The following is a 21,993-nucleotide window of genomic DNA, read 5'->3' as shown; positions in this document are numbered from 1 at the left end:
CGGGTTCGTTGCCTAACAGGGGCGAAGGCCGCGCTTGGCGATGTCCCCGCCTCAATCGTCTCCTGTGCCGGAGCCACCGTTATGGCTGCCCTCGATACGGCCTGTCCCTCCATGGACTCGTTGAAGGAAAAGCGGGAACTAGTCGTGGGCTTAGGCATGCTCGGTCTCCTTGCGGTGGAGGCCGCTTTGCGCGCGGGCGCTGCCGTCACCGCGACGGATCCCAACTCTCATCGGCGCAGGTACGCTGCTCAGCTGGGTGCCTGCATCTCCGGTTTTAGTGACTTCGATCCCGCTTTAGATATTGTTGAGAACTTCGACGTCGCGCTGGAATTCTCCGGCTCGCCCCAAGGTGTTATCACCTGTTTGAAGCCTCTCGACATTAATGGCGTGGCCGTACTCGCCGGTTCCGTTGCGGACAGCCCTGCTATCGACTTACCCCGAATGGATTGTCCGCGGCTGGCGCACTGTTACCGGCGTGTATAACTACGAGCCGCATCACCTTGAGCAGGCCGTCGACTTACTTGCCGGCTCCCGCATTGACTGGCAATCTGTCACCGATGGCCCTATCACCCTCTCCCAAGTTCCCGAGGCATTTCACCGTTCGGCAGGGGAGGGGATGCGGAGGGTGGTTGACCTTAGCGAGTCATAAATCGCAGGAGAGCAGCGCCTTAGCTTTGTAGGCAACGTATTTCTTCCGCGACGCTAGCTCCGGCGATTTCGTCCACTGTGCTTGGGAATCCGCCGCGAAGCGCGGCGTGGCACTCGCCCTCTATGCCACCTGAACCTGAATAGCCACGTTTCTCGCTGGGGAGAGTACTAGGAAGAATTAGCGGGGCTAAGATATGGACAGAGAAACCCTATTTATTAAAAATCGACGATTTTATAAAATAGCCATCCACTCTGGGGATCTTATTGCTAAAAACCCGCGTTTTTATCAATAAGGATCCGCAGCGGTGACTACAGGAGTGGAATGCACAGCAGCGCGAAGGGGCACGGCGTGTTGGGCACCAGGTGTTAAGGATTAGATGTACTACGACTGCTAGGTTGGCCCCTTTCTCATTATCAGCATTGAGAACTCGACAAGAAGGGCAGTATCTCTCACTACGAGTGTTGCTATTCAATGTCTAGAAACTCACGGGCTTCTTCCGTGAGTGCAAAAGAGAGCGGCTTGTGTGACCGCTCTTCCAAGAGCCCTTCCTTAACTAGACGTTTCGTATCGGCACGGACGGTTTGCTTACTTTTATCCAAGTAGGTCGCTAGAGTGTCGAGATCGAGTCCTAAGAGAGGGCCAAAAAGCGCGGCTTGTCCCATTATGAAGAGGATATTAAGTCGGCGATCCTCTTTGGAAGTTCCAGGCCCATTTCGCAGTTCTTGAATTCGGCCTTCGAGTTTCTCGAGGGCGAACTTTTTTCGCTCAAGCGAGTTTAATAGAGATTCTTGCGCCGAGCTCAACATCTCTAGGAGCGCAATGACAAAAAACGTTGCCTCGCCACGATTGAGAGGCTCTTCGGTGACCGTGAAGGACTTGTAGTATTTTTGCCGGTCTTTCGAGAGCTCTCGAGAAAGAGACATCGCGGTGGGTACAGAAAGTATTTCTCGCAGCTTCAAGCCCATGAGAAACCGGCCGAGACGGCCATTGCCATCATAAAATGGATGCGTGTGCTCGAACATAAAATGCCCTGCTAGGGCATTAATGAGGCCGTTTGAAGTAGACGCTTGACACGCCAGGAACTGTTGGAGTCTGGTTCGAATATCTTGCTCGTTGTGAGCCTCGGACGTGAATTGGGTGCTGCCGCCAAAGATGTGGACAACGCCATTTCGAAACAGCTCACCGTCGATACCATTCTCAGCATCGATTTCTCCTTTGAGGAGAGAATCGTAGAGCGCGCGAATATCTTCAAGCTGAGTGGGAAAGCTGACCTCACTTCCATCGAGTCCGGTAAGCGAAGAATATAGCGCTGACATTTCCTCGAAGCGCTTGGTGGAAGTAGAATCCGCCTTGGATAAAGCTTCCGCGATTTCTTTCTTTGTGGAATGAACGCCTTCAATCTCGTTCGAAGATTGAATTTCTTCAATCAAGAGTTGAAAAATGTAGTGGCGCGTCGCAGCTTTAGGTAACAGGTGTCAGATGCGAGTTTTTGGTACCGGTGTTCTGGGGACTCGGTACTGTCGTGTTCCGGGTAGTTGGTACCGGGCCGAGGGGTACGTCGGCCCGGGCCGTTAGTCTTAGTCGTCTGGGGTGGTCGGGGCGGTGGCTTTACGCATGTCGAAGTCTCCGATATGGATTCGGTGGCCGTTGTTGAGGCGGCTTACGAGTGAATCGGCTCCGACTCTGTCTGGCAGTGTTTCAACCCAGTAGGCGGCAGCTGATTGGGAAGAGATCAGTGTTGGGAGCCTTCCGTCGCGGTCGAATATGATCTTGGCTAGGTCTTCTTGCCCGCGCTGGTTGATGCTGATGGTCATAAAGTCGTCGATGATAAGGACATCGACGTTGATCAGTTTCCGCATCTTATCGAGGTAGTTTTGGTCAGTCGGTGAGAAGACCGCCAGCATGTCTACAAGTTGATCCAGCCGGTAGTACGCCACGGAATATCCGGCTTTGCATGCGGCGATGCCGATGGCGCAGGCAATGTATGTCTTGCCTGTTCCGGTCGGTGCGAGGATGTGTATGTTGGTCGGGTTTTCCCGCCAGTTGGTTGCTGCGATTCGTTTCAGCTGGCGCATGTTGATACCACGTTGTTCTGCCCGGGTGATTTCAGCCAGGCTTGCATCCGGGTATCGGAATTGTGCCTGGGTGATGGCCTTGGCGATATTGCGCTGTTGGCGTTGTGTGTAGGCTTCTTCGACTGCGGCGAGGAAGATGTCTTCTGGTAGCGCATCCGCATAGGCCTCGTCGTTGACAACCTCGTAGAAGATGTCAGCGAAGGTTGATACACGAAGCTTGCGCATTTTTGCCCGCACAATCTCGTCGTCGATGCTGCTCATGATTTTTCACACTCCTTCTAGTTTTCGTAGTGGTCAGCAGGCCGGATAAAGACGGCATCGGCCACGTCGCCGGTAAGCGGGGTACTTGGGCGTGGTTGGCGCTTGGCCACAGGCTGTGTTTTTGGCCCTGGTTCCCCGGGATGTTGTTGGGCGTGGGCAATGTCAGTCTGGAGGCGTTTGATCACTGCCATCGTTGGGGCCAGCTTCTTGTCCACGACCTGCTGGCAGGCAGGTTCCAGGGTGGCTTTGTTGTGCTTTTTGCCCAGGTTGGCCAACACGTTGCGTGCCTGGATGAGTCCGCGGGGTACGGCGGCACTATTGCGGTCGAGGATCATCGCTATGACTGCGTGCGTTGCTGCCCCAAACGACGAGGCCCAGGCCAAAAGCTCATCACGGGTAAGCGCCTTGTGGCCTTCATCATCGCCACGCGGCCCATGCTGAGGGTTGGTGGAATACCGGTATTTGAATCCGTGAAGGCGCGTGTGTTCAGCAACAAGCTGCTCCCCGTTGAAGACGCTCACCAGTTGCGGGGTGAGCCTGACTGTTACCGACTCTCCTACCAGCTGAAATGGCACTGAGTAGTACTGGTAGTCACAGGTGATGTGCCAGTTGCGATCGACTTTAAGCCGCTTATAAGACACTTCCGTAAACGGCGTCGGCGGAAGATCCCGCATCATTGGTGCCTCTTCTTTATCAAAGCGCATCTGCCGTGTTGAGCCATCAGGCCGCGTCATTGCGCCGTTGATAACAGCAAGACGGCAAGCGATCGCCTCATTAAGCTCATCAAGGTTATAGAAGACCTCGTTGCTAAAGTAACCCAGGATTTTGGTGTAGGCGATTTTCACGGCACGCTCTACCGCTGCCTTGTCACGAGGCCTGCCGGGCCTAGTCGGCACAATCGTGACCCCGTAATAGTCAGCAAACGCTGCGTAGCGGTCAGTGACCATCCGGTATGTAGAGGTCTTCTTCGGCCGATAAGTCGCCGTAGAAGCATTATCTGGCACGATGATTGCTGGTACTTTGCCAAGATAATTCAACGCCTTAACATGGCACTCAATCCACGCCGACATCTTCTCATTCGCAGCAGCAGTAACGTACATCAGCCCTGAGTACGGGCTGACCGAGACAAACAATGACGCCTTGAACACGGTATCACCACTGGCCTGATCTACTACAGGCACTTTGTCACCGGCCCAGTCGACATAAAGCTCTTGCCCTGGCTCATGGGTGATAACTTCGACGAGATCGTTGGCACGCAGAAACTCATTGAGCCCACTGCAGAACTGGGAGTACTGGTACTTTGTCTTATCCGTCGGACAAGGCTTCGACACGTAGTCCATCCACAGCTTATGCCTGGTCACATGCTTCGTACCTTTCAGCTTGCGTGCAAGAGCATGAAAATCAGGCTGGTCGTAGGGCAACGACCGCTTACTCCGGCCATCACTGAATCGATCATCGAACCATCCCGGTGGGAGCTGACGGAAACGCTCTGGAGTTAGTGCCTCATCGTTGATGACTTTCTTTGCTCGGGATACTTCTCGTCGTGAACATCCCAATGCATGTGTGATCTGCGCGTAGCTAGCACCATCAAGGCACATCGCGATGATCTGTTTGAAGTTAGCCACAAGGACCGGCTCCTTCCAAGTAGAAGTTGACGCAACACCAGCGGATTGTGGTGTCGCCAACATCAACTATGAAAGAAAACCCCTTGCAGTACCGGGTACGCGGAACACCGGTACCAACTACGCAGACTCGCGGTACCAACTACCCCAAATCGACAACAGGGACCATAACCGGGAAATAATAACTTCTCGGCGCCAGACCTGTTCACACAAGGAGTGGAGCCGAGTGGTAACAACAACAAAGAGGTCTTTTCCGCGCACCTGATAGTCCCAACGGATTGTACTCGGACTCTGCAGCCTAAGAGCGTGAGCCTCGTCGACGGAGGATTGTCCGTGTGAAGACTGATGGAAAATAGACTTTAAAGAGTGATAAGAGTGTGCCATCGAGGTTCTTTCTATTTGTTAAAAACGCGCCTTTTTATAATTTAGCTCCACCCTACGGCGGGCTTATTGATGAAACGGCACGTTTTTATCAATAAAGTTCTGGACTGGCCGCCGCGCCGAGCCATCTTCCAGAGCAGAATACCAATCTGAGAGGTCGCGTAAGGCATAAAAAGACCCACGCGGCGCTGAAAGTAGCGCGGCGTGGGCTGGGGGAGAGGACTAGGGATTAGTCCTGTGCAACACCAACGTTGACTTCGATGTTGCCGCGGGTGGCCTTGGAGTAAGGGCACATCTGGTGGGCGGCGTCGGCAAGCTCTTGTGCCTTGTCGTCCTCAACGCCTGGGATGGTGACCTCGAGGTCCACGCCGAGGTAGAAGCCCTCGTCGTTCTTGCCCAGGGAAACGCGGGCACCGACGGTGGAGTTCTCCACGTCTACGCCCTTGTCCTTGGCCACTGCCTTCAGTGCGGAGTGGTAGCAAGCGGCGTAACCGGCAGCGAAGAGCTGCTCCGGGTTAGCACCCTCACCGCTGCCGCCCATCTCCTTCGGGGCGGTCATGGTGAAGTCCAGATCGGAATCCTTGACTACAGAGCGGCCGTCGCGGCCCGCGCCGGTGGAGAGTGCTTCGGTGGTGTAAACGGCGTCCATGATGACTCCTTTTCTATTGGGTCTTTGTACGTCCGCCGATTGTACGCAAGAACGCTAGTCTTCGACGACGCTGACGGTGACCTCGATATTGCCGCGGGTGGCGTTGGAGTAGGGGCAGACTTGGTGGGCGGCGTCGGCAAGCTGCTGCGCAGTGGCGCGGTCCTGGGCGGGGATGGATACCTCCAGCTCTACTGCCAGCTGGAAGCCTTCGCCCTGCTTATCGATGCCCACTCGTGCCCCCACGGCCGAGTCTCCCAGCTCGACCTTCTGGCTCCGCGCCACGGCCTGCAGCGCGGAGTGGAAGCACGCGGCATAGCCGGCGGCAAAAAGCTGCTCCGGGTTAGCACCCTCGCCGCTGCCGCCCATCTCCTTGGGGATGGCCAGGGCAAAGTCCAGGTCCGAGCCCTTGACGGCGGCGTGGCCGTTGCGGCCTGCTCCGGTGGCGAGGGCCTCGGCGGTGTACATGGCGTCCATGATTGCTCCTTTCAGTAGGTGCTCGAAACGGTTTTGATTGTACACAATTAAATCGGATGCAATGTTTTGCTGACGTCTATACTTTTTGCCATGAATGACGCGCCCATTGATAGTCTTGCCCTGGATAGTCAGCTGTGCTTTGCGCTCTACCGCGCTAATAAGGCAGTGGTGCGCTCCTACCGCCCGCTGTTGGCGGAGCTCGGGCTGACCTATCCCCAGTACCTGGTCATGCTGGTGCTGTGGGAGGCGGATGAGCCGGTGCCGCTGAAATTCATCGACTCCCGCTTGGGCCTGGATAGTGGCACGCTCACGCCGTTGCTTAAGCGCCTGGAAAAGCAGGGCTATGTGGAGCGCTGGCGCGACCCGGACGATGAGCGGCGCACCCTAGCCGCCCTGACTGCCGACGGCGCCTCCCTCCGCACCCGTGCCGAATGCATCCCCGAAGCCATGGCGGAGGCCTATAAGGAGGTGGGCCTCGACCTTGCCGAGTTCAAGAAATCGCTGGACATCCTCGCCGGCGTGCCTGTGGACGTGGAGCTGCCGTGGCCTTCTGAGGATGACTTTGTGGGTTAAAGTGTGGCCTTCATATAGCAGATGAGGACGGCTATACTGGCTTAAGAATTTTGGCTCTTTACACGTAAAAATTGTTTCGCACTATGAGAGGAGGGGCCATGGCTACAGCAGTAGACGTCGCGCAGGTTATCTACAACAAACTGGGGTGGGTCGATGCGTGGAAGCTGGAGAAGCTTGCGTATTACTGCCAAGCATGGAGCCTGGGCTGGTACGGGCGACCTCTTGTCTCGAATGAATTTCAGGCGTGGAAGGACGGTCCGGTTGAACCCGACCTCTATCGCGAGAATAAATATCAACGCTCCGAGAAAACCTCCACGGTGTTACCGGGAGCTGATGTAGAGGCTATAGGGGAGGAAGCCGAAAAGATCATCGATGCTGTGATTGCCTTTTATGGTGATAAGACATCCAACGAACTGATTGAACTTACGCACTCGGAACGTCCATGGATCGTCGCTCGTGGTCAGATGGGCCCCGAGGCGAATGCTAACGAGCCGATTTCGCAGCTGGAAATGAAAAAATACTATGCCTTGCAGGAAGCACGTGGAGCTGAGGGGCCGACGCGGCCTATGCTTTCGGTGCAGCATCTTTCCGGCAGTGGCCTGCAGCAGCGCTTGCAAGCTTCAGTAGAACGCTGGAAGGGCGCTCTTGAGATTCTTGCAACCCGATGAATGAGTACTGCCTTCTGGTGGAAGACGTGATTCGACTGAACCGTCAACTTATCGGTCGGGATGGCAACCTCCTCGATCGCTCGAAACTTGAGTCAGCGTTGGCCACCCCTTTACAAACCTTCGGCGGAGAGTACTTGCACCCATCTGCACTGGATAGGGCTGCAGCGTTGTTGCACTATCTGGCAAAAGCGCATGCATTCGTTGACGGCAATAAGCGAATCGCCTGGGTATGTGCCTCCACCTACTTAGAAATCGAAGGCTTTGGGCTGGGGCCAATCCCCGATGAAGAAATTGTGGAGCTCGTTGAAACCGTGGCCGCTGCACGCGATAAGGAGGAAGGCTTCATTGCAGAATGGTTTGCTGAACGGTTGATCTAGTTCGGTCTGGTTAGTTTCTCGGCTAGCGGTTAATTGGTAGTGGCCACGCGCTTGGACCACACGCTCCTGTCCGCGGTTTCAAACGAGGCACTCACCGTTCTATCGCCGGGCTTTTCGCAGGTGAGCATCCGCTGGTCGCTGCCCATGCGGCAGTCCAGGTTATAGGACTGCTTGGTCACCGGGCTGCTGGCGGTGATATTTGCGTGGTATACCGCCGTTACCGTGGGATCTTTCGAACGCATGGTGTAGCTAGCCTGCATCGCGGCATCGAAGACCGCGGCGGCGAACTCGCAGGAGGTCAGATCGCCGGCGTCGATGGAATCGCCCGACGACGACGTGCCGCAGTAGCCGCCAATCTGGCCAGCGTTGATGTTGTGGTTGCCGCCGGCCGGCGGAGCAGGCTGCTCCGGTTCGGCCTGTTTGGTGACCGTCTCGGTGCGGGGTTGCTTTGTGTCCTTCGCCGGGCCGGATTCTTCTTCGGCTGCGCCCGCGGCGGAGTTATTGTCCTGTGCAGTGGAAAAGGCCGGCTCATTCGCCGGCGCGGAGTTGCTATCGGAATTGGAGCCGTCGCCGCAGGCGCTCACGGTGAGGCCAGCGGCGAGAAGGATGGACGCTACGGGAAATAAGGAAGGGCGCTGCATAGGGGATACTGTAGTGCCCTTTGGGGAGTGGTGCGGGGTTACTGCTCGATGCGGGCCGGTGGAACCGGCGCGCCCTCAGGCGGTAGCACCTTGGGATACTTCTTGGCGGTGCCGGAAGAAGCGGCAGCCGCGGTTGCGCCCTCGGTAGTACCGGCAGCGCTGGTGGGGGCAGGGCGGTGCGGGGAGGGGTCCCAGTGGGCGTCGACAAGCGTGCGTTGGCATACCCAACCCAACGCCAAGATGGCCAGCGCGATAAGGGCAATGAAGAAAAGCCCCAGAGCGCCATCGGCGTGGATGGACCAGCCCAACAGCAGGCCAAGCCAGCCAAAGTCGGCATCGCCGAAGGTGGTATTCGCGGAGCCGAAGGAACCCAGGACACCGAGGAGGAATGCCGGCAGGAAGGTAATGATGAGGCCGTTGACAAATGCGCCGAGTGCCGCGCCGCGGCGTCCACCGGTGGCATTGCCGTAAACGCCGGCCGCGCCGCCGGTAAAGAAGTGCGGCACGAGGCCCGGCAGGATCAGGGCAACGCCAAACGCAGGGTTGAGCCAGGTGGAAAGCACGGCAAGGCCCACTAGGCCGCCCACGAAGGAAGAGATGAAGCCGATGAGGACTGCGTTCTGGGCATAAGGGAAGACGATGGGCGCATCCAGTGCGGGAATCGCGCCGGGCACGACCTTGGCCGCGATGCCCTGGAATGCGGGTACGAGCTCGCCCAAAATGGTGCGCACGCCAAAGAGGATGACGGCCACGGCCACGCCGAACTGAAGACCCTGGGTGACGGACTGCATCAAGAAATTGCCCACATTGGTGGCGCCGTCCGGGAAGGCGGTAAAGGCTTCTTCCGAACCGGCGCGGGCGATGAATAGCACGGCGAGCACCACGTACATCAGCGCCATGGAGAGCGCGGTTGCCACCATAGAATCACGCAGGAAGCGCAGGCCTTCCGGCAGCTTCAGGTCTTCAGTAGAGGGCGACATCTTCTTTCCCTTGCCGCCCACCAGCTTGCCGACGCCGCCCGCAGCCAAGTACCCCACAGTGCCGAAATGCCCGATGGCAACGGAGTCATCGCCGGTGATTCGGCGGGTAAATGGGTGCGCGATAGCCGGCAGCGAGACCATGAGAATGCCGAGCAGGGCCGCGCCAAAGGCAATGACGACCCAAGACGAGTACCCGGCAGGGGCGAGCACCATGGTGAGAAGCGTGGCCATGAAGAGGACGTGGTGGCCGGTGAGGAACACGTAGCTCATGGGCGTGAAGCGGGCGAGGAGCAGGGAGACCACAAAGCCGAGGATCATAATCCAGGCGACCTGGCTGCCGAACTGGTCTTGGGCGATGCCTACGATGGCCTCATTGGTCGGGACCACGCCTTGCGCGCCGGTGGCACCCGTAATCATGGCACCGAGCGGCTCGAGCGAATCGGTGACGAGACCGGCGCCGGCACCAATGAGCAAGAAGCCAAGCGTGGCCTTGATGGCGCCGCCAATGGTTTTGCCGGTGCCGCGTCCCATCGCGGCCAAGCCGACCGCGGTGATGATGCCGATGAGGAATGCCGGGACGGAGAGAATCTCATTGACGAGGAAGTTTGCTATAGCAAGAAGAAAATCCATGAGGATGCTCCTTAGATGTCATAGAGCTCGCGCAGAGCCCCATCGATTTCAGACATAGAGGTGAAGTCTTGGATGACGTAGACGGGAACGCCGACATCGCCAAGCGTTGCGGCAATTTCGCCGGAGGTGAGCAGGAAATCCGCCTCGCTCGCACGGCCCTTGGCGGAGATGGTGTCCGTTGCTTCTACGTTCAGGTACGGTCCCCAGCCCCATTCATCGAGGACCTGCTCGAGCGTGTTCTTGAGGAATAGCGACGTTCCTAGGCCGTTGCCGCAGACCGTGAGGATCTTTCCCTTGGACGCGACAGAATCTGCGGCCGTGTGCTTTGTTTCCTGGGACGCGGGCGCCGCTTTCGGCTTGGCCGCCGGCTGCTTCTTGCTCGAGGTCGATGAGGCGAGAACCGCGCGAAGTTCCTCTTCGGATTCCGCGCGATTGAGCTCGTCACGCTTGGTGGCTAGCAGCTTTGCCAGCTGCTTCATCGCCTGCAGGTGCTCGGAGTCATTGCGCGCGGCAAACGCTACGACCAGGTCGACGGGATCATTAGAGTCATGGCCGAATTCCACTGGCTTATCCAGCCGCACCCACGACAGGGAGGTTTCCTTAACCGCCTCCGAAGGACGCGCGTGCGCGAATGCGAAGCCAGGGGCAACCACTATGTAGGGACCCGTTTCTTCCACAGAATGCACCATCGCGTCCGTGTAGTCCGCGGTGATCGTGCCTGCTTCTTCCAGCAGCGAGCCCGCCAGCCGGATGGCTTGCCTCCAGTTATCCGCGGCGCCGTGCAGCTCCACCGCGCCGGGCACCAAAAGGGAATCTAGTGTCGCCATGTGTATCTCCCATCACAGAAATAGTGGCATCGAGGTGAATGTCACTGATGATTCTATGCTGTGGAGAAACCGGAGGTAAAAGCAGGGGTAACGTTTGCACTGGTGGGAAAGTAGAGCGGCTCTATGGCGTCTGGTGCCCCGAGGGGTTTCGGACTTTGGGGCAGCCCGTGCTGAGGGCGTGAAAGTGAAAAGCCCCGCTAGCGCGGGGAGGGGTACAGCTCAAATGCTGCTTTGAGCACTGCAACAGGCTCATCCCGTTGGGTGCGGGAAGGTGGTGTTATCACCTGCAAAAGAGTGTACTCTACTGCGGTTTCGATTTAGCGTAGAAAAATAATGAACGTTGCAGTGCTAACGGTGCTAATGTCTTGGGTAGTGAATGGTTTAGTCGACTGAGGTCGAAGCTTCGGTGGCATGAGAGTCTTGCGGAGGAATGGAAAATGGAATTGCCGGCAGCCACGGTTGAATTCTGTAAGCGTGCCGAGGGGTGGGCGCAGCAAAGGCGGCCGCAGACGCGCAGTTTGTGGGCGAAACCGGGAGATGGAGTTGATTTCCTTAATGTGCCGCAACACTTGGTGGATACGGCATGTGCTGCGTCGCTAATCTTTAACTCTTGGGTATCGCAGCCGATTAAAGATTTCCTGACCAGGGAATTGCAGACATCAGAACCCGAATTGGAAGGGCTGTACCTGTGGCTGGCGGGGTGTCATGACCTGGGGAAAGTTTTAAAAACTTTCCAGCGGCAAATTCTGACCCGGGAAGGGTTGGAACACCTTGTTAACGCCGTTGATGATGCCGGGCTGGCTACGGAGCTCAGCGTTGACGAAGCCAACTTTAGCAAGCTCCCTCACAGCATAGTCTCCGGAGAAATTCTGTCTCTGTGGTTAGAGGGGCAGGGGGTTCGACGGCCAAAAGCTAATGCGGTAGCTGGAGTAGTGAACGCGCATCATGGCATTGGGACTGGCCCTAATCCTTCAGTGCGCAATCTTGTGGAAGATTACCCGGCTGAATGGAAAGCCGTGCACCGAGAGCTGGTGGAAGCAATGGAGGAATTATGTGGGGTGGAAGGGGGCGTTGGCAAGCTGGTGGAATCCATGCCCAGAATGTCTGGACCTGCGGCGCAAACGCTGACTGGTCTGGTGGTGATGGCTGATTGGATTGCCTCTAATGAAAAAGCTTTTACTCTTCGCGTGCAGAGCGGCCAGTTGGAGCGAACTGCTGCTGCAGCCGAATTCATTGACCTCACTTCGCCCTGGGCCCCTGGGATTACCGGGTGGGCGGATACTGATGAGCATTTCCGTAAGTCATTCAATTGGCCTGCGGAATTTCAGGCGCGCCGGGTTCAGCGCGCGATGGTGGAAGCAGTTCAAGACTTGGATGAGCCTGCTTTGGTGGTCCTCGAAGCGGAGACCGGTGTGGGCAAGACTGAGGCGGCGCTCGCTGCCGCGGAGATTTTGGCAGCCCGCAATGGCGCGCAAGGAGTATTCTTTGCGGCCCCGACGATGGCTACCGCCAATGGCTTGCTAGAGCGGACAATCGAGTGGGCTGGAAATGTGGCAGGGAACTCGGTGCGGTCCATGTACCTCGCGCACTCGAAGAATGTTTTGTCCAAACCCTTTGCTGAGTTGAGATTCAACGGTATTAATGACCTGGAAGAATCTGGTGGTGAGGTAGTGGCCTCGCAATGGATGTCTGGGCGCCGATTGGGCATTCTCTCGAATTTCGTCGTGGGAACTGTGGACCAAGTGCTGATGATGGTGTTGCAGCAGAGGTATTCCATGCTGCGGCATGTGGGGCTAGCGGGGAAAGTGGTCATATTCGATGAAATTCATTCGTTCGATGTCTATACCTCTGACTATCTGCGCAGCACCATTGCCTGGTTGGGACATTATGGAGCCAGCGTCATTCTGATGTCCGCAACCTTGCCGCCGCACAAGCGTAAGGAGCTGGTGGAGGCTTATTCATGGGGAGATATGCCGGAAGGTGAGCAGGGCTATCCGCTCATCACCGTAGCTACGGCAGAGGAGATCCATGTGACCTCGGTAGAACCATCGCCTACCAACTTGGTGGGAGAGATTCAGATACTCGATGAAGAAGGACGCCCGCTTCCGGTATTGCTTGACGAGCTACTTGATGACGGCGGATGTGCCCTTGTTATTTGCAATACTATTGGCCGCGCTCAAGCTACGTACTCGCGCCTGTCGGAAATGTATGGCGAGTGTGTGGAGCTTCACCACGCGGGCTTTGTGGCCTGGGAAAGGGTGAAAAAGGAAGACTCGCTAAGGAAAGAGCTTGGCCCTGATTCTCACCGCGGAGCTGGTCGTCCGTGGCGCAAAATTGTGGTAGCCACCCAGGTTGCCGAGCAGAGTCTCGATATTGACGCAGATGTTCTCATCACGGATATCGCGCCTATAGACTTGCTCATCCAACGCATTGGTAGGCTGCACCGTCATGCGCGCCCCGAAACTGATAGACCTCGCCGTCTCCGGGAGCCGAAGATTTTCATTCGCGGTGTGCTGCAGAAAGATCCAGTTCCGGAGTTCGATTCTGGAGCGGAAGCAATCTATGGTCGAGCGATCCTGATGTCCACTCTGGCTGTGTTGCCAGAGGAGTTTCGACGACCAGATGATACTGCCAAGCTCGTCGCTGAGGCTTATAACCCGGATTTTAAACCCCCAGCACCGTGGCTGGAAGCGTGGACCGAAGCAGAAGATGAGAGGCGACATGGGGAAGCTACGGCTCATTTGAAGTCCGCAGATTATCGATTACCTGACCCTAGTCATGGTCTGCAATTTAAAGCGCTCTTTGAGCGACTGGTCGATGATTCTGAGCGCAGTGCTGGGGAAGGGGGAGCGGCACAGGTTCGTGATATTGAGCCGAGCGTGGAGGTCATCCCCATTATCGCTACCGATTATGGATATCGGCCTTGGGGTTGGGACAGCGAGGTTCTTGATGGGGGCGAAGTTTCATACGAGCTGGCCTTTCACTTGGCCTCGAGTACAGTTCGGTTACCCGGCAGGATGACTCGTTATGGAACAGACTTTGACGCGGTTGTAAGCCAGCTTGAGGAATCTACACCAGGTGAATGGGTAGATCATTATCTGCTCCGAGGACAACTAGCTCTTGTGCTTAACGAAAATAATGAAGCAACGGTTGGACGCTTTGAAATCCGCTATTCCTCCGAGCTTGGAATCGAAATAATGAGCGACGGTAGGGGTTAGCATGTCCAAGGCCAAAGCTACCCTGAGGGCACCTCCGTCCCAGGAGTATTTACTACACACCACCAACTCATCTTTACAGAAAGGAGGCGAAAGATAATGACTGAAAAACCAACATTTAATTTGCTCGATGAGCCGTGGATCTCGTGCATTGACAGCGCAGACGCCCCAGTCGCATTAAGTATCCGGGATATATTTTCGGGTCGCGGCGATGTTCAAAAAGTCTTGGGTGATTCACCCACCCAGGACTATGCGGTAATCCGTGTACTGCTTGCTATTTTTTGGCGGGCCCATGCTCTGGATATCGCTCGTGCCCATTCGCACAATTCTCGGCGGGCTCATTTTGATTGGGGAGAATGGTTCGCTGATCAGCGAGAAACCCTGATCAAGGAGCGACGTGATGAGGTTGTTCTGGATTATCTCGACGCCTTTGCTGATCGCTTTGATCTTCTCTCTGAAACCCAACCCTTTATGCAGGTAGCTACCCTGCATTCGAAGAAGGGGGACACTCGTCCCATCTCTTATATCGTTCCCGAGGCCGCGGAAGATTTCTTCACTATGCGCACTGGGGATGGCCGTCAAAGTTTGTCTTTAGCTGAGGCTGCTCGGTGGCTTATCCACCTGCAAGCCTATGACTATTCGGGTATTAAGACCGGCGCGGAGGGCGATCCACGCGTCAAGGGTGGTAAGGGCTATCCCATCGGTACCGGTTGGACCGGCCGAACGGGCGGAACACTCGTTCTTGGGACGGGTGGATTATTAGAGACGTTGCTGCTTAACACTTCCCAGTATGTTGTCACCACCAAGCAGGATTCAAACCCCATCGAAGGCGATAAGCCGGTGTGGGAGCGTGAACCCGATACGGCAGCGCAGCGCCCCGGATCCGACGATAAGCTCGGTGCATTTCCTCGCGGTGCTGCTGACTTGGCAACCTGGCAAGCGCGGCGAGTGCGTCTCGTTGTCGAAGGCGGACGGGTTACTCGAGTAGTAGTTTCCAACGGGGACCGTATTCCGGATGCAGGAAAGAACGTGCTGGCCGATCCAATGACGCCGTATCGTTATAGCCCGAATCAGTCAAAGAAAGGCGTGACAGCGTACTACGCTCGCCCCTACGACTCGACGCAAACCATGTGGCGTGGTCTTGATTCCTTGATCGCGCTTGAGGATGACCCCGGCTTTGATCAAAAGAAGGATAAGGCTCCGCTACGCCCCGCAAACCTGAGTAACCTGGCGGCTCTAGATGCCGATGGATACTTGGAAAAGCATGTCTTCGATGTCGCTCTAGTCTCCATGGAGTACGGGCCGCAAGAGTCTTCGGTGGCCAGTACGTTTAGCTCTACTATCGGGCTGCCTGTTGTGGTGCTTCGGGACGATGACGCAGGCCGCAAAGTGAGAAATGCTGTTCGAGCCTCCGCTAAACAGACCTATCAGGCAGCGATCAGCATGGGCTGGTTCGCTGGCCAATTGCGGGTAGCCGCGGGCAATGACTACGAGTTTGGAGTAGCTGCCAAAGATCGCTTCTATGCCCAGCTAGAACCGCAGTTTATCGAGTGGATGTCTACCGTTGCGGTGGATACTACCGATGAATCTCAAAAAATATGGCAAAAGCGTGCCAGAGGTGTAGCTCTGGCGCACGCTCGAGAATTGCTCCGAGGAGCTGGTCAAAAGGCGGTCATCGGTAGGGAAATTGATGCCGGAGAAGAAGGAAAGGGCCGAATCATTTCTGCAGGTTCTTTGTACCGGCAACTTCTTCGCCGCCTTGATAACGACCTGCCGCTTACCGCACCACCGGCTGAGAGCCGAAGTAACGATTCATCTCTGAAGGAGGGCAAGGCCCATGCATGAGAATCAAAACACCTCTAAGACAGGCTCGCAACGTAGCGGTGGTCCAAGGCTTCGCGCCTCGGTGGCTCGGACCGCAGATTCGCTGCAACGAGATCTTTTTCATTCGCCGAACCACGCTAAGCAGGCACACGCCCGAGCAGTGCTAGCAACATTGCGGAAGTACTCTGCAGTAAGACTGGAGAATCACCCCCTTGCCTTGGAGGAAGTTCTGCTTCTACTGGAACCACCCTTGAGCGAGTTGGAGTTGGGCCGAGGAGATAAACCATCGGCCTCAGAACTGGCAGCATTTCAAGCCCTCACAATGTTGGGTGTGCATATGCAAAGCGCTACTACTGATGCCCACATCGCTGGGCAAAGTTTTGCTAAAGCATGCGGACGCTTTTATTCCCAGAGCCAATCCCAGTCCACCAAGCCTCGTTTCGACGCCATGATGGTGGCGCAAGACGAGGCCTCCAGGATGGTTCACATTCGCTCTTTGGTCACGCTGCTTCGACGCGCCAAGCTGGGGTTTGACTATGGGCAATTTGCCAATGACCTCCGCGTTTTAAGTGACCAGACAGTAACCCAGAAAGAACAAGCTCGCCGCCAAGGCGTCCTACTGCGGTGGGGCCGCGATTTCGCCACCGGCGTTTATGCCTTCACTCACAACGAGCCAGAATCCTAAACCCTTACTTTTTGAAAGGAAGTTGAAAACTATGTCTCTTATTATTGATATCCACGCTCTGCACACCCTTCCGCCATCGCTTATTAACCGTGACGATACCGGTGCACCAAAGTCCGCAGTGTATGGCGGTGTACCGCGCCAGCGTGTTTCTTCCCAGTCGTGGAAGCGCGCAATCCGTAAGTACTTTGAGACCCACGTTGATGCGGAATCCGTCGGAGATCGTTCGAAGCGCATTCCCGCAAAAATTGGCCGTAAGGTAGAGGACCACGAGGGGTGGGACGCTGAGCGCGCCCGGGCTGCAGTGGCCGGCCTTTTCAAGTCCGCCGGCATTACGACGGAAGTAGATTCCAAGAAGCTTAAGGCTCTCGAGGAGTCGGAAGAGACTACGGAGGAGGAGCTAAAGGCAGCACAGTACCCACAGACCAAGTACCTGCTTTTCTTGAGCCCCCACCAGATCGACCGCGCTGCAGAAGCCATCGTCGCGGCAGACGACGAAAAAATCAGTAGAAAGGAAGCGCAAAAAATCCTCGATACCGAGCACTCGGTGGATATGGCGCTCTTCGGCCGTATGGTCGCCGATGATGCTGCTTTCAATATTGATGCCTCAGTGCAGGTGGCGCACGCCCTTGGCATTCATGCCAGTGCACCCGAGTTTGATTACTTCACCGCAGTAGATGATTTGGCAGAAGAAGGGGAGGAGACAGGCGCCGGAATGATCGGCACCGTGCAGATGATGTCTTCGACGCTCTACCGCTATGCCACAGTAAACCTTGATGGTCTGAGCGAAAACCTAGATTCTGAGGAAAATGCGAAGCAAGCCGCCGTTGACTTCGTGGATGCGTTCATCAAGTCCATGCCCACCGGCAAGATCAATACTTTTGCTAACCAGACTCTTCCAGAGCTGGTTTATATTGCGGTACGCGATACCCGTCCAGTAAGCCTAGTCACCGCCTTTGAAGAGCCGGTCGAGGCGACGGGTGGAAAGAGCCTTCGCGTAGCCGGTGCAGAAACCTTGGCTAAGGAAGAGGCGGAGTTTGAGGAAAACTATGGTCTCAAGCCACAGGCCTCGTTCGTTGTAGGTATTACTGAAGCTCGTAAGGCCTTTGCGGATCTTGCGGAAGAAGTAACGCTTCCTGAGCTCGCGGATCGATTGGCTGCCGCGCTGAAGAAGTAGGAGGGAAGCCGACAATGACATATTCGTTGTTATTGCTCCTGAAAGGTCCGATGCAGTCGTGGGGAACCGAGTCTCGCTACGCCACGCGAGCCACATCTACTCTTCCTTCGAAGTCGGGCGTGTTGGGGATGCTTGCTGCAGCTGAAGGCAGGCGCCGTACCGATGGAATAGAGGACTTGGCAGGACTGAGATTTGCAGTGCGTGTGGATCAATCTGGCAGTCTGCTTCGCGATTATCAGACGGCCCAAAATTGGCAAAATAACCCGAAGAGCCAAGCAAAGCTGATTACTCGATACTTCTTAACCGATGCTGCCTTTGTTGCTGCTATCGAAAGCGAAGATCAAGCTCTCTTAGAAGGCTTTGCCGAGAGCCTGAAACGGCCGGTATATCCCATTTTCCTTGGACGTAGGTCATGCCCAGCTCCGCCGAATATCGTGCTCGGAGTGGTTAATAAGTCTGCGGTGGAAGCACTGCAGGACCACTCGACGTGGCATGCAACGAAGGACTATATGCGTACGAGTGGGCAGGAAGTAGAGTTGCCTATTTACCGTGACTCACTTGCCGGCGAAGTCGGTACGGCCTGCCAGGACGTGCCAGTTTCTTTCGACCCTGAGCATCGTAAGTATTCGTGGCGCACCGTTGTTCAAAAGGAATTCGCCACCGTGGAAAACCCGATTGAACCGGAAAACCGGCGTCCTGATCCCTTCTTGGAAGCGGTGATGAATGTATGAGTACGTTGACAAAGATTTTGATTAACCCGCGGCGTCGCCAAGGGCGAAAACTTTTGACCAATCCGCAGGCTATGCACGCGGCTGTGGCAGCTTCTTTCCCGCCCGACTTAGACCAGTCTTCTGGTCGCATATTGTGGCGCCTTGACGAAAGTGCTCACCACCATGCGCTCTATGTCGTTGGGCCAGAAAAGCCGACTGCCAGCGTGATAGCTGAGCAGGCAGGGTGGGATACAAGACCTGCGCAATCAGTCGAGTATGACCGCCTCTTGGGTTCTCTGGCTAAGGGGCAGAGGTGGCATTTTGAGCTCTTGGCCAACCCCACATACTCGCAGTCCAATGGTGGAAAGCGAGGAAAAGTTAAGGCGCACGTTTCAGTAGACCACCAATTGGGCTGGCTGTACCAACGCTCTGAACGAGCCGGATTCAAACTCGCCCCGCGCGCTCAGGATGAGGCTAGTAATGCCGAACGTGACCGCTGGTCCGTCCATGAGCAGACCACCATCGTGGAGCGAAAATCCTTGGATTTCCGTAAAGGCGATAGCCGCCGTCGCGTGCACATCGCTACTGCACGCTACCGCGGAACCTTGGAGGTCAGTGATCCAGACGCGCTGCACGCGACTTTAGTCAATGGCATTGGTAGGGCTCGCGGTTATGGCTGTGGTCTATTGACCTTGGCCCGACCTACGGGTGCATAGTGTCCACACCGAGTGAAGTCCCCATCACACGCCAGGCACTAGCGCGGATGTCGGACCGGATAAGCTTCCTTTACGCTGAGCGGTGCGTGGTCAATAGAGATGGAAATTCCCTTACTATTACCGATCAGCGTGGGGTGGCTTATGTACCGGCTACCCAGCTAGCTGCCTTATTGCTCGGTCCTGGCACGAAGATCACCTACGCTGCTATGGCTTTGCTTGGCGACGCCGGCGTGACCACCCTCTGGGTAGGTGAGCGCGGGGTTCGCTATTACGCCCACGGTCGCCCGCCGGCTAAGTCTTCCCGCATGGCTGAAATCCATGCGCAAGTTATATGTAACCAGCGCAAACGGTTGGATTGCGCTCGCCGCATGTATGCACTGCGGTTTCCTGGCGAAGATGTTTCTGGGTTGACGATGTCGCAGTTGCGCGGTCGTGAGGGTGCGCGTATGAAGCGGATTTATGCCGCCGAAGCGGAGCGCACGGGTGTGTATTGGAATCGTCGATCTTATGACCCCAATGATTTCGATTCCTCGGACCCCATCAACCAGGCACTCACGGCAGGAAGCGCTGCTTTGTATGGCGTTGCACATGCCGTAATCGCAGCACTGGGTTTCGTTCCGGCGTTGGGCGTTGTACACACTGGCACCGATCGCTCCTTTGTCTATGATGTTGCCGACCTGTACAAAGCGGAGATTTCTATTCCAGCAGCATTCGATGCCGTGGCAGCACAGCAGGGAAGTCCCTCCATTGAGGTGCGCCGCCGGATTCGCGATCAGGTGGTATCTCATCGCTTGATGCCCCGGATGGTGCGCGACCTTAAAGCTCTTTTCGATGTCCCCGATGATGTCCTGGTCAGCGATGCCGAGCTAATGCTGTGGAGTGAGCTCGAGGTTATTGCCTCCGGGGTGAATTGGGCAGAGGAGGAGTCGTTGTCATGATGGTGCTGGTCGTTACGGCCTGCCCAGCAGGTCTGCGAGGCGATCTCAGCAAATGGCTCATTGAGCTGACCCCTGGAACATTTGTGGGACGCCCTACCGCGCGCGTCCGGGAATTGCTCTGGGAGAGAACCGTGGATCTTTGTAAAGATGGGCGTGCCTTATTGGTGAATCCCGCCGCTAATGAGCAAGGCATGGAGTTTCGAACTCACCGGCATCACTGGGAACCCACCGATTTCGATGGCGTCACGTTAATGATGCGCCCACATAAACCAAAACAAATGAAGCGTCGGACGGGTTGGTCGAAAGCACGCCAAGCCCGCAAAATGTACAACCGGCAGAAAAGAGGAGGTTAGCGTATTCGATTAAATGAGCTTTTGACCTCCTGCTTGAAGCCGTATGTAAAATAACCTTTAGGCTCCTATCATTCCTGCTTAGCAAGTGTGCTCCCCGCGTAAGCGGGGATGAGCCTCCGCCTCCAAAGCGGACAAATTATCCCCGTCTGTGCTCCCCGCGTAAGCGGGGATGAGCCCATGTTGACAATAGGATTGTCTTCCTCCACGCCGTGCTCCCCGCGTAAGCGGGGATGAGCCGAACTCGTTGAAATACGAGTCCCACGCGCCGGCGTGCTCCCCGCGTAAGCGGGGATGAGCCCGATGAGGACAATGATGGTGTTCCATCGGAGATGTGCTCCCCGCGTAAGCGGGGATGAGCCGCCCAATACCCGGACAGTGAGTCTGACGCCGCGGTGCTCCCCGCGTAAGCGGGGATGAGCCCATGCGCGCCCCAACAACATGAGTTACCCTAAAGTGCTCCCCGCGTAAGCGGGGATGAGCCCTGCCACCAAGCAACACCAACCCCAACCAATAGGTGCTCCCCGCGTAAGCGGGGATGAGCCCTCCACTACGGCATGAGCATCAGACCAGCCGTAGTGCTCCCCGCGTAAGCGGGGATGAGCCGTACCCCCACGCCTTGCCCCCGTGCCCGATGTGGTGCTCCCCGCGTAAGCGGGGATGAGCCCCAGCGTTGACCGCCTGAGCCGGAGCGCCCATAGTGCTCCCCGCGTAAGCGGGGATGAGCCGTCAATAATCGTCGTAGGCAACGACAACGTCGTGTGCTCCCCGCGTAAGCGGGGATGAGCCGGAACCGGCTGGCTATTCGTGGAAGGCCCCGGCGTGCTCCCCGCGTAAGCGGGGATGAGCCTGTGCGCGCTGTGATTGGCCGGCTGGCCGTGACGTGCTCCCCGCGTAAGCGGGGATGAGCCGGCCACGCGGCTTGCACAATCTTCGATGTTTTCGTGCTCCCCGCGTAAGCGGGGATGAGCCCACTCACCCGCACTAAAGCGCGGTCATGCCCGGGTGCTCCCCGCGTAAGCGGGGATGAGCCCTGAGCGATGGTCGCACCGCGCTTAATCTCCGCGTGCTCCCCGCGTAAGCGGGGATGAGCCCAGCGCAAAACAGTCAGAAGGACATGATTGACCGTGCTCCCCGCGTAAGCGGGGATGAGCCGGAGGGGGAGGGAGAATAACCCACCGCACCACAGTGCTCCCCGCGTAAGCGGGGATGAGCCCCTTTTTGCCATTGACCTTATCTAGGTCACCGGGTGCTCCCCGCGTAAGCGGGGATGAGCCCTACCTCTAAGTAGGAGACACTATGGCACTCGAGTGCTCCCCGCGTAAGCGGGGATGAGCCCGCCTGCCCGACGATGCCGGCCGCGCCCGTGACGTGCTCCCCGCGTAAGCGGGGATGAGCCCCGCGCGGGCCATATCCAGATCCCCTAGCATCGGTGCTCCCCGCGTAAGCGGGGATGAGCCCGCCTGAGACTGAATCGTTGCCGCCGTGGCCGCGTGCTCCCCGCGTAAGCGGGGATGAGCCTAAGACTGACAAAGAGCTGCGCACCGCGGATTTGTGCTCCCCGCGTAAGCGGG

At 56.7% G+C, this 21,993-nt stretch carries 20 protein-coding genes and 1 CRISPR repeat array (1 of these 21 only partly in view); of the genes, 12 read left to right on the top strand and 8 right to left on the bottom strand.

Annotated features, from left to right (window positions below):
* Window positions 1–81 precede the first annotated feature (81 nt).
* Window positions 82–483: a zinc-binding dehydrogenase gene (locus tag ACKFRX_RS09245; RefSeq protein WP_250412965.1), complete on the top strand. Its 402-nt coding sequence runs from the start codon at window positions 82–84 to the stop codon at window positions 481–483.
* A 630-nt stretch (window positions 484–1,113) separates the two neighbouring features.
* On the opposite strand, the gene ACKFRX_RS09240 is transcribed toward ACKFRX_RS09245, so the two are convergent.
* From ACKFRX_RS09240 to ACKFRX_RS09220, 5 genes are all read right to left on the bottom strand, one after another.
* Complete coding sequence (locus ACKFRX_RS09240; protein WP_179386785.1) at window positions 1,114–2,079, bottom strand: Fic family protein; 966 nt, start codon at window positions 2,077–2,079, stop codon at window positions 1,114–1,116.
* A 147-nt stretch (window positions 2,080–2,226) separates the two neighbouring features.
* Window positions 2,227–2,985, bottom strand: a complete 759-nt coding sequence (locus tag ACKFRX_RS09235) for an ATP-binding protein (RefSeq protein WP_150851610.1) — start codon at window positions 2,983–2,985, stop codon at window positions 2,227–2,229.
* 17 nt (window positions 2,986–3,002) lie between these two features.
* The gene (istA, locus tag ACKFRX_RS09230; RefSeq protein ID WP_150851611.1) at window positions 3,003–4,610 is read right to left on the bottom strand and encodes an IS21 family transposase; all 1,608 of its coding nucleotides are present in this window, start codon (window positions 4,608–4,610) and stop codon (window positions 3,003–3,005) included.
* A gap of 607 nt (window positions 4,611–5,217) precedes the next feature.
* A complete protein-coding gene (locus tag ACKFRX_RS09225) occupies window positions 5,218–5,637 on the bottom strand; it encodes an organic hydroperoxide resistance protein (RefSeq protein ID WP_005328206.1) in 420 nt (139 codons plus the stop codon).
* Window positions 5,638–5,691: 54 nt separating this feature from the next.
* Window positions 5,692–6,111, bottom strand: a complete 420-nt coding sequence (locus ACKFRX_RS09220) for an organic hydroperoxide resistance protein (protein ID WP_250410175.1) — start codon at window positions 6,109–6,111, stop codon at window positions 5,692–5,694.
* Between the two features lie 90 nt (window positions 6,112–6,201).
* Here ACKFRX_RS09220 and ACKFRX_RS09215 point away from each other — a divergent pair, with 90 nt between their 5' ends.
* From ACKFRX_RS09215 to ACKFRX_RS09205, 3 genes are all read left to right on the top strand, one after another.
* Window positions 6,202–6,684, top strand: coding sequence for a MarR family winged helix-turn-helix transcriptional regulator (locus ACKFRX_RS09215; RefSeq protein WP_408927712.1), 483 nt, complete (start codon window positions 6,202–6,204; stop codon window positions 6,682–6,684).
* 98 nt (window positions 6,685–6,782) lie between these two features.
* On the top strand, window positions 6,783–7,352 hold the full coding sequence (locus tag ACKFRX_RS09210; RefSeq protein WP_408927711.1) for a Panacea domain-containing protein: 570 nt from the start codon (window positions 6,783–6,785) through the stop codon (window positions 7,350–7,352).
* Window positions 7,349–7,729 (top strand): type II toxin-antitoxin system death-on-curing family toxin, encoded by a 381-nt coding sequence (locus tag ACKFRX_RS09205; RefSeq protein ID WP_408927710.1) that lies wholly within the window; start codon window positions 7,349–7,351, stop codon window positions 7,727–7,729. Before ACKFRX_RS09210 ends, ACKFRX_RS09205 begins: the two co-directional genes overlap by 4 nt.
* 29 nt (window positions 7,730–7,758) lie before the next feature.
* Here ACKFRX_RS09205 and ACKFRX_RS09200 read toward each other — a convergent pair whose 3' ends face one another.
* The 3 genes from ACKFRX_RS09200 to ACKFRX_RS09190 are packed head-to-tail and all read right to left on the bottom strand — an operon-like array spanning window position 7,759 to window position 10,807.
* On the bottom strand, window positions 7,759–8,370 hold the full coding sequence (locus ACKFRX_RS09200) for a hypothetical protein (protein ID WP_408927709.1): 612 nt from the start codon (window positions 8,368–8,370) through the stop codon (window positions 7,759–7,761).
* A gap of 38 nt (window positions 8,371–8,408) precedes the next feature.
* A complete protein-coding gene (locus ACKFRX_RS09195) occupies window positions 8,409–9,980 on the bottom strand; it encodes a PTS ascorbate transporter subunit IIC (protein WP_408927708.1) in 1,572 nt (523 codons plus the stop codon).
* A gap of 11 nt (window positions 9,981–9,991) precedes the next feature.
* Window positions 9,992–10,807: a PTS sugar transporter subunit IIA gene (locus ACKFRX_RS09190; protein ID WP_408927707.1), complete on the bottom strand. Its 816-nt coding sequence runs from the start codon at window positions 10,805–10,807 to the stop codon at window positions 9,992–9,994.
* A gap of 437 nt (window positions 10,808–11,244) precedes the next feature.
* Here ACKFRX_RS09190 and cas3 point away from each other — a divergent pair, with 437 nt between their 5' ends.
* The 8 genes from cas3 (at window position 11,245) to cas2e (ending at window position 20,422) form a co-directional block, all read left to right on the top strand.
* Entirely contained in the window at window positions 11,245–14,025 is a 2,781-nt protein-coding gene (gene cas3, locus ACKFRX_RS09185) for a CRISPR-associated helicase Cas3' (RefSeq protein ID WP_408927706.1), read from the top strand.
* A 96-nt stretch (window positions 14,026–14,121) separates the two neighbouring features.
* The gene (casA, locus tag ACKFRX_RS09180; protein ID WP_408927705.1) at window positions 14,122–15,867 is read left to right on the top strand and encodes a type I-E CRISPR-associated protein Cse1/CasA; all 1,746 of its coding nucleotides are present in this window, start codon (window positions 14,122–14,124) and stop codon (window positions 15,865–15,867) included.
* A complete protein-coding gene (gene casB, locus ACKFRX_RS09175; protein ID WP_150850953.1) occupies window positions 15,860–16,531 on the top strand; it encodes a type I-E CRISPR-associated protein Cse2/CasB in 672 nt (223 codons plus the stop codon). Before casA ends, casB begins: the two co-directional genes overlap by 8 nt.
* A gap of 31 nt (window positions 16,532–16,562) precedes the next feature.
* The gene (gene cas7e, locus ACKFRX_RS09170) at window positions 16,563–17,705 is read left to right on the top strand and encodes a type I-E CRISPR-associated protein Cas7/Cse4/CasC (protein WP_408927704.1); all 1,143 of its coding nucleotides are present in this window, start codon (window positions 16,563–16,565) and stop codon (window positions 17,703–17,705) included.
* 14 nt (window positions 17,706–17,719) lie between these two features.
* Window positions 17,720–18,436 carry a type I-E CRISPR-associated protein Cas5/CasD gene (gene cas5e, locus ACKFRX_RS09165; protein WP_150851854.1) on the top strand — a complete coding sequence of 239 codons (717 nt, stop codon included), beginning with the start codon at window positions 17,720–17,722 and terminating at the stop codon, window positions 18,434–18,436.
* Window positions 18,433–19,131 (top strand): type I-E CRISPR-associated protein Cas6/Cse3/CasE, encoded by a 699-nt coding sequence (cas6e, locus tag ACKFRX_RS09160; RefSeq protein WP_408927703.1) that lies wholly within the window; start codon window positions 18,433–18,435, stop codon window positions 19,129–19,131. Before cas5e ends, cas6e begins: the two co-directional genes overlap by 4 nt.
* The gene (cas1e, locus tag ACKFRX_RS09155; RefSeq protein ID WP_408928280.1) at window positions 19,128–20,069 is read left to right on the top strand and encodes a type I-E CRISPR-associated endonuclease Cas1e; all 942 of its coding nucleotides are present in this window, start codon (window positions 19,128–19,130) and stop codon (window positions 20,067–20,069) included. Before cas6e ends, cas1e begins: the two co-directional genes overlap by 4 nt.
* Entirely contained in the window at window positions 20,066–20,422 is a 357-nt protein-coding gene (gene cas2e / locus ACKFRX_RS09150) for a type I-E CRISPR-associated endoribonuclease Cas2e (RefSeq protein ID WP_150851368.1), read from the top strand. The genes cas1e and cas2e overlap by 4 nt, the downstream gene beginning before the upstream one ends.
* An 87-nt stretch (window positions 20,423–20,509) precedes the next feature.
* Window positions 20,510–21,993: a CRISPR direct-repeat array (repeat unit 28 nt; unit sequence GTGCTCCCCGCGTAAGCGGGGATGAGCC); it runs 435 nt beyond the window's last position.

The organism is Corynebacterium tuberculostearicum (assembly GCF_046097465.1).
GTDB lineage: Bacteria > Actinomycetota > Actinomycetes > Mycobacteriales > Mycobacteriaceae > Corynebacterium > Corynebacterium tuberculostearicum_I.
The sequence above is the reverse complement of the archived record's forward strand: the minus strand, read 5'-3'. Positions and strand labels throughout refer to the sequence as shown.